Source organism: Agrococcus versicolor (genome assembly GCF_039531815.1).
In the GTDB taxonomy this organism is placed as follows: Bacteria; Actinomycetota; Actinomycetes; order Actinomycetales; family Microbacteriaceae; genus Agrococcus; species Agrococcus versicolor.
Window position 1 is genome coordinate 367,861 of the sequence record NZ_BAAAQT010000001.1, and the last position, 11,592, is coordinate 379,452.

The window sequence follows — 11,592 nt, forward strand, 5'->3', positions numbered from 1 at the left end:
GTGCTTGCATGACGATCGTCCGTCTCGTGGAGGACGTCATGCCCAGCTTCCTCATCGTGCACAGCCAGCCACCCGGCGGGCGAGCCGATCTGTTCGCGCAACCCCCGACGATCGACGTGTCGGGGCTCGGAGCGCGCCTCGACTGGGGCGACGTCACCTTCGAGGTGCCGCCCGGCGACCACCGCGTGACGATCTCGGTCGATCCCGTCGCCGGCGGGCGCGACGGCGCCGTCGTGACGGTGCGCGTGCTGCCCGAGACGGGCACGCGCATCTCGTTCGCACCGCCCGCCGCGCCGGGGATGCCCTCGACCCTGCGCGTCGACGGCCAATGGCCCGCGGATGCGGCGATGGCGTACTACGCGACCCGCGACCGCAGGGTGCTGACGCCCAGCGCGCGCCCGCAGGGGCAGCCGACGGGACACGGGCAGCCCTGGCAGCCGACGGGACAGGGACAGCCGAGCCACGCACCGTCGCTGCCGCAGCAGGGGTCGACGCAGCCGCGGTGGGCTCCGCCGCAGGTCGCGCCGCCGGCTCCCGCGCCGCAGCAGGCTGCGCCGCAGCCGAGCTGGCAGCCGCCGCAGCAGCCTGCCCTGCAGCAGCCTGCCCCGCAGCAGACGCCCCCTCCTCAGGCGCCGCAGCCCGCGGTGCCCGCGGTCGGCCCGTCGATCGGATCGACGGGGTCGGTGCCCGTGGTCGCGCCGCCGTCGAGCGCGCCCACCTTCGGCCAGGTGCAGGGTGCGCATGTCGTGCCGGGGGCGCAGCAGCCGCACCCGCCCGCGCGACCGCCCATGGTGCAGGCGCCGACCTGGGGCACGCCGGCCCAGGCCGCGCCGCCGCAGCAGCCGAGCATGCAGCCCCCGCCGCCGCAGCCGCGCGTCCAGCCGCCCGTGCAGCAGCAGGCGCCGCAGCCTCGCGTGCAGCCCCCGTCGCAGCAGATGCCGCAGCAGCAGCAGCTGCCCCAGCAGCCGCAGCTGCCCCAGCATCCGGGACATTCCTCGCAGGCACCGGCCGCCTTCGGTCCCGGTGCGCCGCAGCAGCCGCCGATGCAGCAGGGGCAGCAGTCGCCCGCGTTCGGCCACCAGGCGCCCGTGCGGCGCGACGCCTACGGTCGCGACCGCGTCGTCGGCGACCGCTCGGCGCCGCCCATCCCGACGCCGAGCGAGTTCCAGGACTTCGCCCGCGGTGAGCGCGAGCGGCAGGAGGCGGCGGCCGTCGCCGCGACGCGGCAGCAGCAGGGCTGGTACCCCGACCCCTACGGACGATCCGAGGTGCGCTGGCACGACGGCGAGCGGTGGACGCCGTCGGTCATGCGCCAGGGCCGACGCGAGCACGACCCCCTCTGAGCCGACGGCCGTCGCCCGCGCTCGCCTCGCCCGCGGCGCCGGGGACGCCATGCCGTACCGTGGAGTCTTCACGCGGGCACGGCGTCTTCGCGCCCGCGACCTCTTCGAGAGCGAGCCCGATGCCCCGTCCGCAGCGAGAGCCCGACCGCCGCGGCGGCGCCGACCGATCCGGAGGCGGACGCCCCGGTGCAGGCCGAGCCGGCGCGGGTCGCGCCGGCGCAGGTCGAGCCGGCACCGGTCGCCCGGGCGCCGGTCGGCAGCGCGACCAGCGCGATCCGTCGCGGCCCAGCTGGGAGCCGCGCGAGAAGCCGTCGCGCTGGCAGCGCAGCGTCGACCGTGCCGAGGAGCGCGACGACCGCGGGCTGCGCGACGACCGCGGTGCCGCTCGCGGCGGCCGCGACGACCGAGCGCCCCGTGACCGTGCGAAGGACGGCGGCGTGCAGGGCAGGGTCCGCGGCGCGGATCGGCACGGGCACGCAGCGCCGCGCGGCGACCGCGAGGGGCGCAGGGCCGACGTCGAGCGACGCGCAGCCGGGCGCGACCCCGCTCGCGACCGGGCACGCGATCGTGCGAAGGCCCCGTACCAGGGCCTGCGCGAGGGCACGCCCTACCGCGACGTGCGCAGCGGCCGTGCCGGCGAGCGGCTTCGCAAGGAGCGCGAGGAGCAGGACCGCGGCCCCGACGGCGGGCGCCAGCGCCCTGCAGGTCGATCGGTCGGCGCCGACCGCGGCGGTCGCCCCCGCGGCGAGCACCGCCCCGAGCAGCGCCCCGACGACCGTGGTCCGCGCATCGATCGCGCTCGCACCGACGGTCGTCTCGACTCCACCTACTACCCCTCGCGCGCTGCGCAGCCCGGCGCCGACGAGGAGATCGTGCACGACCGCCTCGAGGCCACCGCGGTCTCGCAGGAGGTCGAGGGCCTCGACTTCGCAGCGCTCGGGCTCGGCGCCGGCATCGTGGGCGCCCTCGGCGGGCTCGGCGCGACCGCGCCCTTCCCCATCCAGGCGGCAGCCATCCCCGAGGCGCTCACGGGTCGCGACGTGCTCGGCCGCGGGCGCACGGGATCCGGCAAGACCATCGCCTTCGTCGCCCCCATCGTCGAGCACCTGCTGCGCACCCGCCCCGACGGCGGCCGCACCGTCGGGCGTCCGCCGCGCGCGCTGATCCTCGCGCCCACGCGCGAGCTCGCGATGCAGATCGACGGCGTGACGCAGTCCATCGCGAAGGCCGTCGGCATCTTCACGACCACGATCGTCGGCGGCGTCCGTCAGGGACCGCAGGAGCGCGCGCTCGAGCGCGGCGTCGACATCCTCATCGGCACCCCCGGGCGCATCGAGGACCTCGTCGAGCAGCGCATCCTCGACCTCGGCCGCGTCGAGATCGCCGTGCTCGACGAGGCCGACCACATGTGCGAGCTCGGGTTCCTCGAGCCCGTGCAGCGCCTGCTGCGCCGCGCACGCCCCGGCAGCCAGAAGCTGCTCTTCTCGGCCACCCTCGACAAGGAGGTGTCGGCGCTCGCGAAGGAGTTCCTGCGCGACCCGGCGATCCTCGAGGTCGCAGGAGAGGACCAGGCCTCCGGCACGATCGAGCACCACGTGCTCGTCGTCGACCGCTACGACAAGGACGCGGTGCTCGAGCAGCTCGCCACGGCGGCCGGCCCCGTCGTCGTGTTCGCGCGCACCCGCGTGTACGCGGAGCGTCTGGCGGTGCAGATGGAGGAGGCCGGCATCCGGGCCGCGAGCCTCCACGGCGATCTCACGCAGGCACGCAGGCAGCGCAACCTCGACCTGCTGCAGCGCGGCGCGATCGACGTGCTCGTCGCGACCGACGTCGCCGCTCGCGGCATCCACGTCGACGACGTCGGGCTGGTCGTGCAGGCCGATCCGCCCGACGAGCACAAGACGTACATGCACCGCTCGGGGCGCACGGGTCGCGCCGGCCGCGTCGGCACGGTCGTGACGGTCATCGCACCCTCGCGTCGGGATCGGATGCAGGAGCTGCTGGATCGCGCCGAGATCACGGCCCCGATGGTGCCCGTCGGCCCCACCGACGACGTGCTCGGCACCATCGGCCTCCTGCCGCGCATCGAGCGGCCCCGCGCCGGGGCATGACGTGCGCCTCGCAGGCGATCGCGGGGGAGCGAGGGACGATGACCCTCCGATCCACCCGATCGCCTGCGAAGCGCGACGTCGTCGACCTCGGATGACGCGGCCCTGTCCTGGGCCTACGCATCCACCATGCGTCGTCGCGACGCGCCGCCGTCGCCTGGATGCGGGCGCGTCGTCGGCGTAGCGTGGGCGGCATGCGCATCGCAGTCTTCGGAGGCACGGGCAACGCGGGAGCGAGGATCGTCGCGCAGGTGCAGCGGCACGGGCACGAGGTCGTCGCGGTCTCCCGCAGCGGCAGCGACGTGCACGGAGCCCCCGGCGCCAAGGCCGACCTGCTCTCGGGCGACGGGCTGCACGCGGCACTCGACGACGTCGACGTGCTCGTCGACGCGACGAACACCGCGAATCCCCTCGACACCCGCATCTTCACCCTCGGCGCGCAGCACCTCATCGCCGCCGCCGAGCACGTCGGCGTCGAGCGGGCCGTCGTGCTGTCGATCGTCGGCGCCGAGCACTCGACGTTCCCGTACCACCAGCGCAAGGCCGACCAGGAGCGTCGGTACCTCTCGTCGCGCCTCGACGCGAGCGTCGTGCGTGCGACGCAGTTCCACGACTTCCCCATCACGTTCTTCGAGCAGGCGCGCCCGCTCGGCGTCATCCCCGTCTTCCTCGGCGCCCGGTTCCAGACCGTCGACCCCGACGAGGTGGCCGAGCTCGTGGCGCAGGAGGCCGTCGAGCCCTCCGGGAAGCGCTTCACCGAGATCGGCGGTCCGCGCGTGCGGGTGTCGCGCGATCTCGCGAAGGCCTGGCAGCAGGCGACGCACGCGCGCGGGCTCATCGTGAACGGGCCGTTCCCGCCGTCGCTCCTCACGTTCTTCCGCGAGGGTCGCAACCTGCTGGGCGAGGGCGGCCAGGTCGGCTCCGTCTCCTTCGAGGACTGGCTCTCCCGCACGATGCGCTGACCCGTCGCGCCGCGCACGGGCCTAGCCTGGGCGGCATGCCGAGCCTCCAGCACCTCGCCGACGCCGCCGTCGCCCGTGGCGTGCCGGGCGTGCTCGCGCTCGTCGCGCACGGCGACCGGGTCGAGACGGCCGCGGCGGGCGTGCGCTCGCTCGGCGGCTCGCCGATGACCGCCGACACGATCGTGCGCACGGCGTCGGTGACGAAGCCGATCGTCGGCGCGCTCGCGATGGCGGTGCTCGAGCGTGGCGACCTCGCGCTCGACGACGTCGCGTCGCGGTGGCTGCCCGAGCTCGCCGACCTCCGGGTGCTGCGGCATCCGTCCGCCGCGCTCGACGACGTCGTGCCGCTGCAGACGCCCATCGCCGTGCGGCATCTGCTCACCTCGACCTCCGGCATCGGGCTCGTGGGCGACTTCGCCGCGCCGCTCATGGCGGCGCACGCCGAGCGCCTGGGGCAGGGGGCGGATGCGCGCGCGAGACCCGCCGCCGACGAGCTGCTGCGCCGGGTCGGCATGCTGCCGCTCGCCCACCAGCCGGGCGCCGGATGGACGTACAACACGGGCATGGACGTGCTCGGCATCCTGCTCGAGCGGGTGACGGGGACGCCGCTCGACGACCTGCTGCGCGCGATGGTGCTCGAGCCGCTCGGCATGGTCGACACGGGCTTCGCGCTGCGGGCGTCGCAGGCGTCGCGCACCGCCACGGCCCATCGACGCGGCACCGACGGTGCGGCGCCGGACGAGGTCGACACGCCCGCGATGCTGCTCGACGACCCGCCGGTGCTCGCCTCCGCCGCCGGCGGCCTGCTGTCGACGGCGGCCGACCTGCTGCGGTTCTGGCGGATGCTCGCCGGCGGCGGGGCGCTCGACGGCGTCCGGGTGCTGTCCGAGGCGTCGGTGCGCACCATGCGCTCGCCCCTCGTGACGGCCGAGCCCGGCAACCCCTTCCTCGACGACCAGGCATGGGGCGTGGGCGGCGCGGTCGACGTCGCGCCGGCCGAGCCCTTCCACGCCGTCGGCCGCTACGGCTGGATCGGCTCATGGGGCACCGCGACGTACCTGCTGCCGGGTGGCACGATCGGCATCTGGCTGTCGCAGCTCGAGTTCGCGAGCCCCGAGGACATGGGCCTCGTCGGCGACTTCCTCGTCGAGGTCGCGCGGCGCGACCGGGCGTAGCGCTCCGCCTGTCCGAACGTCGCTGGACGCGCGAGCCGGCGGCACGGCGAGCGTGCCCGACGCGGACGCCCCTCGCGCCCGAGCATCACCGCGGGCGACCGCGTCGGTGGACTCCCTCCCAGCCCGTTCGCGCTCGGCCTCGTCCCGAGCGGCTCGGCGGTCGGCGACGGCTCGTAGGCTGGAGCCGATGAGCGATGCGCAGTGGGGATCCCCGGACGACTGGGTGCCGCCGGACGAGTGGGCGCCCCCGGAGGACGACGGCTGGCTGCCACCCGACGACGGCGGCCACGGCGGCGGCGCGCCCGTGCCCGCATCCGTCGCCGCGCAGGCTGCGCCGGCCGTCGCCGCGACCGCCCCGCCGAGACCTCGCCCGGCGTCGCCGATCGACGCGCTGCGCAGCGTGTGGGGCTACGACGCCTTCCGCGACCAGCAGGCCGAGATCATCGACTCGCTCGTCGCCGGCGACGACGCGATCGTGCTCATGCCCACCGGCGGCGGCAAGAGCCTCTGCTACCAGGTGCCGTCGCTCGTGCGCGAGGGCACGGGCGTCATCGTCAGCCCGCTCATCGCCCTCATGCACGACCAGGTCGACGCGCTGCTGCAGCTCGGTGTGCGCGCGGCCTACCTGAACTCGACGCAGTCCATCGACGAGCGCCGCCAGGTCGAGCGCGACCTGCTCGCCGGCGAGCTCGACATGCTCTACCTCGCACCCGAGCGGCTGCCGGTCGTCGGCGACCTGCTCGACCGGGCGCGCATCGCGCTCTTCGCGATCGACGAGGCGCATTGCGTGAGCCAGTGGGGCCACGACTTCCGGCCCGACTACCTGCAGCTGTCGATCCTGCACGAGCGGTGGCCGACGATCCCGCGCATCGCCCTCACGGCGACCGCGACGTCCGAGACGCGTGCCGAGATCGCCGAGCGCCTCGACCTGCAGGGCGCGCGCGTCTACGTCTCGAGCTTCGACCGCCCGAACATCCAGTACCGGATCGCGCCGAAGCAGGATGCGCGCGGCCAGCTGCTGCGCATCATCCGCGAGGAGCACCCGGGCGAGGCGGGCATCGTCTACTGCCTCTCGCGCAAGAGCGTCGAGCAGACGGCGACCTGGCTCGCGGCGAACGGCGTCGAGGCGCTGCCGTACCACGCGGGCCTCGACGCGGGCACGCGCGCCCGGAACCAGTCGCGCTTCCTCCGCGAGGACGGCGTCGTCATGTGCGCGACCATCGCGTTCGGCATGGGCATCGACAAGCCCGACGTGCGCTTCGTCGCCCACATGGACCTGCCGAAGTCGGTCGAGGGCTACTACCAGGAGACGGGTCGCGCGGGCCGCGACGGCGAGCCGTCGACGGCCTGGCTCGCCTACGGCCTGCAGGACGTCGTGCAGCAGCGCCGCATGATCGAGGAGGGCGACGGCGATCGTCAGCGCAAGCGCGCGCAGACGCTGCACCTCGACGCGATGCTCGCCCTCTGCGAGACCGTCGAGTGCCGCAGGCAGCAGCTGCTCGGCTACTTCGGCGAGCCGAGCGAGCGATGCGGCAACTGCGACACGTGCCTCGCGCCGCCCGAGACGCTCGACGGCACCGTGCCGGCGCAGAAGCTGCTCTCGACGATCGTCCGCCTGCAGCGCGAGCACCGGCAGTCGTACGGCGCCGGCCACCACGTCGACATCCTGCTGGGCAAGGACACCGAGCGCATCCGTCGCCTCGGCCACGACCGGCTCACGACCTACGGCATCGGCGGCGAGCTCAGCGAGCAGGAGTGGCGGGGCGTCGTGCGCCAGCTGCTCGCCCAGGGCGTGCTGCGCGTGCAGGGCGAGTACGGCGTGCTCGCGCTCACCGACGCCGCGGCCGAGGTGCTCGGCGGTCGCCGCGAGGTGCGACTGCGCCGCGAGCAGGAGCGCGTGCGACGGTCGGCGAAGGCCAAGGCGGCCCCCATCGCCCTCGACGATGCGCAGCAGGAGCTCTACCAGCGGCTGCGCGCATGGCGCAGCGAGGTCGCGAAGGAGCAGGGCGTGCCCGCCTACGTCGTCTTCTCGGATGCGACGCTCGCCGGCATCGCGGCGTCGCGGCCCGCCGACGAGGCGGGGCTGCGCGGCGTCTCCGGCGTGGGCGACGCGAAGCTCGAGCGCTACGGCGCCGCCGTGCTGGAGGTCGTGGGCACGTGAGCGGCTCGGTGCGCGTCGACGTGTGGGTGTGGGCGGTGCGCTGCGTCAAGACGCGCTCCGCCGGCACCGCCGCGTGCCGCGCCGGCCACGTCCGCGTCAACGGCGCGACCGCGAAGGCGGCGCAGCAGCTGAAGGTGGGCGACGAGGTCCGCGTGCGCCTGCACGGCTTCGACCGCATCCTCGTCGTGCGCCAGCTGCTCATGAAGCGGGTCGGGGCCGAGATCGCGGCCGCCGCCTACGAGGACCTCACGCCCCCGCGGCCGAGCCCCATGGAGGTGCAGCTCGTGCCCGTCCGCGATCGCGGCTCCGGGCGCCCGACGAAGCGCGACCGGCGCGAGATCGACCGTCTGCGCGGGCGCGAGCTGCCGTAGTCGCGCCGCAGCGGGGTGTCGGGCGCGTCATGCCGCTGACGGTCCGCTGAGCCGTGGATGCGGCGGTGGCCTCGGGGAGATCGCCGGGATCACGCCGCAGCGGGGTGTCGGGCACGTCATGCGGTCGACGGTCCGCTGGGCCGTGGATGCGGCGGCGAAGCGGGCCGGCCTAGGCCGCGAGGAGGTCGGCCGCGGCGATGGCCGCCGGCACGAGCACAGCGACGCCGAGCACGGCACCGAGGGCACCGGTCAGGATCGTGCGCCGCTGCCGCCTGCGGATGCCCGCGACGACGACGGCGACCCCGAGCGCCAGCACGATGAGGCCGAGCACCGCCGCGATGCCGATCGACGACTGCATGCTCATGCCGCCCACGCTACCCACCCGGGCTCGCGTCGCCCGCTGCGACCGATACGACCGCAACGCCACGCACCACGTCGTCGCCGTTAGGCTCGAGGATCGTGAGCCGACGTCCTGTCTCTGCCCAGATCGCCCGTTCGTGGCTGCTCGTCCCGGCGTCGCAGCCCGACCTCTTCGAGATCGCGCAGGCATCCGATGCCGACGCGATCATCATCGACATGGAGGATGCGGTCGCGGCCAACGACAAGAAGCAGGCGCGCAAGGACACGCTCGCCTGGCTGAACTCGGGCCACCGCGCGTGGGTGCGCATCAACGACGCGTCGAGCGACTTCTGGAGCGACGACTGCGCCGCGCTCAAGCGGGCCGAGGGCCTCGAGGGCGTCATGCTCGCGAAGTCGGAATCGTCGAGCCACGTCGACGACACCGCCGACCGTCTGCCCGACGGCATCCACATCCTCGCCCTCGTCGAGACCGCTCGCGGCGTGCAGCAGGTCGAGCGCATCGCCAACGCGCCCTCGACGTTCCGCATCGCCTTCGGCACGGGCGACTTCAAGCGCGACACCGCCACGGGTGAGGACCCGCTCGCGCTCGCCTACGCGCGCTCGCAGCTCGTCATCGCCTCGCGCGCCGCGCGCCTGCCCGCGCCCATCGACGGCCCCACGCTCGACCTCGCGAGGCTGCCCGCCGGCACGGCGCACGCGAAGGAGATGGGCATGTCGGGCAAGCTCTGCCTGAACCACGCCCACACGGCCACGATCAACGAGGGGCTGAGCCCCGCCCCCGACGACGTCGCCTGGGCGCACGGCTTCATCTCGGCCTTCGAGGCCTCGGGCGGCAAGATCACCGACGGCTCCGACCTGCCGCGCCTCGCGCGGGCGCAGAAGATCGTGCAGCAGGCGGTCGACTTCGGCATCGAGGTCGAGGCGGCGGAGGTCTCGCACTCCGGGTACTGAGCTCACCGCGACCGCACGGCGAACGTCAGCTGCCGAGCGGACGTCAGACGTCAGGCGTCGGCGGGTGCCGAGTCGTCTTCGACGAGCGGCTCGATCGCGTGCCGCGTCAGGTGCGCGACGAAGTGCCACGGCGTGGTGCCGCCACCGAGCGCCGGGCCCTCGACCATGAGGTCTGCGAACGACGGCTCGACGCGGATGCGGTGGCCGATGCCCGTGACGACGAGGTGCGTCGCGACCGCGATGGACCGGGCGCTGTGGCCCGCACGCGGGCGCATGCGCAGCATGCCCAGCAGGCCCTGGTAGAAGCCGGTGTTCGTGTCGATGAAGTGCTGCTCGACCGTGCGGGCCGTCGCCTCGAGCGTCTCGGCGTGCGCGGGATCGCCGGGGCTCGCGGCCGCGACGTACAGCGACTCGTACGAGCGCCACTGGGACGAGGCGAGCAGGTCGCGGAAGTTGCGCTCGGCCGCGACGCGCACGAGCTCGAGCATCGCAGCGTGCCGACCCTCCGCGGTGTCGAGGAGGCCGACGTGCTCGCGCAGGCCCGCCGTGATCGAGGCGGTCGTGGCGGGGGAGAAGCCGAGGCTGTACTGCGGCCTGCCGAAGACCTCGGTGACGAGGTCGGCGACGTAGGCCTCGTGGGAGCCCCACTGGCGGTAGGCGCTCGCGCGCGAGACGCCTGCTGCGGCGATGATCTCCTCGAGGGGCAGGTGCCCGAAGCCGACCGTCAGGCCGTCGCGCTCGACGAGGGCGACGCCGGCGTCGAGCATGCGCTGCCGCGCGACGCCAGCGGCGATGCGGGGTCGTCGCCGACGTTCGGATGGGACCGCGTCAGCATCAGGCATGCGCTCAGGATACGCTCCGGGCCCATGGAGGGATGAGGTTCTCCACAGGCCCCGTCACCCCCGTAGAGTCAGTCGTCGCGTTCGGCGCGCACGCCCATCGCGCTCGCCCCGCCGGGCCGTGCATCCGTGCCCTCGGTCGAGGCGTCGTCGCGCTCCGGGCCGCCCACGACGGGCAGCGCGATGGAGCCCGTGCTCGTCTGGCTCGCGGCGAGCTGGTCGAGCTCGGCCTTCTCGGCGAGCGCCTCCTCCATCGCCGAGCGCTGACGCAGCGGCGGGGTGCGGAAGAAGAGCGAGAGCACGAACGCGACGAGCACGACGACCATGCCCACGACGAAGACCGTCGACGTCGCCGTCGAGAAGCCGTCGAGGAACGGGGCGGTCAGGCGCGGATCGGCGCCGTTGAGGAACGACGAGTCGTCGTTGAGCGCCGTGCCGAGGCCCGACGGGTCCTGCAGGACCTCGAGGATGCGCGCGTTCGCCGGGTCGGCGAGCACCGCCGGGTCCTGCATCGCGGCCTGCATGCCCGCGAGGAGGTCGGTGCGCTGGAACGACGCGGCCATGGTGTCGACGACGCGGCTGAACAGCACCGAGAAGACGACCGCGACGCCGAGGGTGCCACCGAGCTGACGGAAGAAGGTCGCCCCCGCGGTCGCGACGCCCATGTCCTTCGGCGTCACGGAGTTCTGCGAGGCGATCGTCAGCGTCTGCATGAGCTGGCCGAGGCCGAGGCCCATGATCAGCTGGCCCGCGAGCAGCATCCACAGCGGGCTGTCGTAGTGCTGCAGCGACAGCACGCCGTAGCCGACCGCCATGAGCGCCGTGCCGATGATGGGGAACATGCGGTAGCGACCGGTGCGGGCGATGATCTGGCCCGAGCCGATCGAGGCGATCATGAGGCCGAGGATCATCGGCAGCGTCGCGAGGCCCGCCTGGGTCGGGTCCATGCCGTGCACGATCTGCAGGACGAACGGGATCATCATCATGCCGGCGAACATGCCGAAGCCCACGAGGACGCCGATGACGGTCGCCATCGAGAAGGTCGAGGAGCGGAAGAGCGACAGCGGGATGAGCGCGTCGTCGCCCATGCGGGACTCGATGAGGATGAACAGCAGGATGCCGACGGCGCCCGTGACGAAGCAGGCGATGGAGAGGCCGGAGCCCCAGCCCCACGTGCGGCCCTGCTCGGCGACGAGCAGCAGCGGCACGACGCCCATGACGAGCGCGGCCGCGCCCCACCAGTCGATGCGCACGCGGTTGTGCAGCACCGGGATGTGGAGGAAGCGGAAGACCATGAAGAGCGCGACGATGCCGATCGGCAC

At 74.2% G+C, this 11,592-nt stretch carries 10 protein-coding genes; 7 read left to right on the forward strand and 3 right to left on the reverse strand.

All coding sequences use genetic code 11. The features are described 5' to 3' along the window. The first annotated feature begins 8 nt into the window (after positions 1-8). From ABD249_RS01750 to ABD249_RS01775, 6 genes are all read left to right on the forward strand, one after another. Complete coding sequence (locus ABD249_RS01750; protein ID WP_344339664.1) at positions 9-1,343, forward strand: DUF2510 domain-containing protein; 1,335 nt, start codon at positions 9-11, stop codon at positions 1,341-1,343. Positions 1,344-1,780: 437 nt separating this feature from the next. Then, positions 1,781-3,454 (forward strand): DEAD/DEAH box helicase, encoded by a 1,674-nt coding sequence (locus ABD249_RS01755; protein WP_344339666.1) that lies wholly within the window; start codon positions 1,781-1,783, stop codon positions 3,452-3,454. 191 nt (positions 3,455-3,645) lie between these two features. After that, complete coding sequence (locus ABD249_RS01760) at positions 3,646-4,413, forward strand: SDR family oxidoreductase (protein ID WP_344339668.1); 768 nt, start codon at positions 3,646-3,648, stop codon at positions 4,411-4,413. A 35-nt stretch (positions 4,414-4,448) separates the two neighbouring features. Then, positions 4,449-5,588, forward strand: coding sequence for a serine hydrolase domain-containing protein (locus ABD249_RS01765; protein WP_344339670.1), 1,140 nt, complete (start codon positions 4,449-4,451; stop codon positions 5,586-5,588). Between the two features lie 187 nt (positions 5,589-5,775). Then, a complete protein-coding gene (gene recQ, locus ABD249_RS01770; RefSeq protein WP_344339671.1) occupies positions 5,776-7,749 on the forward strand; it encodes a DNA helicase RecQ in 1,974 nt (657 codons plus the stop codon). After that, positions 7,746-8,120 carry an RNA-binding S4 domain-containing protein gene (locus tag ABD249_RS01775; protein ID WP_344339672.1) on the forward strand — a complete coding sequence of 125 codons (375 nt, stop codon included), beginning with the start codon at positions 7,746-7,748 and terminating at the stop codon, positions 8,118-8,120. The genes recQ and ABD249_RS01775 overlap by 4 nt, the downstream gene beginning before the upstream one ends. A 169-nt stretch (positions 8,121-8,289) precedes the next feature. Here ABD249_RS01775 and ABD249_RS01780 read toward each other — a convergent pair whose 3' ends face one another. Continuing rightward, positions 8,290-8,484 (reverse strand): hypothetical protein, encoded by a 195-nt coding sequence (locus tag ABD249_RS01780; protein WP_344339674.1) that lies wholly within the window; start codon positions 8,482-8,484, stop codon positions 8,290-8,292. A 95-nt stretch (positions 8,485-8,579) separates the two neighbouring features. On the opposite strand from ABD249_RS01780, the gene ABD249_RS01785 reads away from it, so the two are divergent. After that, complete coding sequence (locus tag ABD249_RS01785) at positions 8,580-9,431, forward strand: HpcH/HpaI aldolase/citrate lyase family protein (RefSeq protein ID WP_344339676.1); 852 nt, start codon at positions 8,580-8,582, stop codon at positions 9,429-9,431. A 50-nt stretch (positions 9,432-9,481) separates the two neighbouring features. Here the strand turns inward: ABD249_RS01785 and ABD249_RS01790 are convergent, their stop codons facing one another. Together ABD249_RS01790 and ABD249_RS01795 are read right to left on the reverse strand one after the other, a co-directional pair. Then, positions 9,482-10,273, reverse strand: a complete 792-nt coding sequence (locus tag ABD249_RS01790; RefSeq protein WP_344339678.1) for a TetR/AcrR family transcriptional regulator — start codon at positions 10,271-10,273, stop codon at positions 9,482-9,484. 68 nt (positions 10,274-10,341) lie between these two features. Then, on the reverse strand, positions 10,342-11,592 hold a 1,251-nt coding region (locus ABD249_RS01795; RefSeq protein WP_344339680.1), incomplete at its 5' end, for an MFS transporter.

Excerpts from the sequence above, each read along its gene's own strand:
- ABD249_RS01750 (WP_344339664.1), top strand. The coding sequence starts at position 9 with ATGACGATCGTCCGTCTCGTGGAGGACGTCATGCCCAGCTTCCTCATC.
- ABD249_RS01760 (WP_344339668.1), top strand. The coding sequence starts at position 3,646 with ATGCGCATCGCAGTCTTCGGAGGCACGGGCAACGCGGGAGCGAGGATC.
- ABD249_RS01765 (WP_344339670.1), top strand. The coding sequence starts at position 4,449 with ATGCCGAGCCTCCAGCACCTCGCCGACGCCGCCGTCGCCCGTGGCGTG.
- recQ (WP_344339671.1), top strand. The coding sequence starts at position 5,776 with ATGAGCGATGCGCAGTGGGGATCCCCGGACGACTGGGTGCCGCCGGAC.
- ABD249_RS01780 (WP_344339674.1), bottom strand. The coding sequence starts at position 8,484 with ATGAGCATGCAGTCGTCGATCGGCATCGCGGCGGTGCTCGGCCTCATC.
- ABD249_RS01790 (WP_344339678.1), bottom strand. The coding sequence starts at position 10,273 with ATGCCTGATGCTGACGCGGTCCCATCCGAACGTCGGCGACGACCCCGC.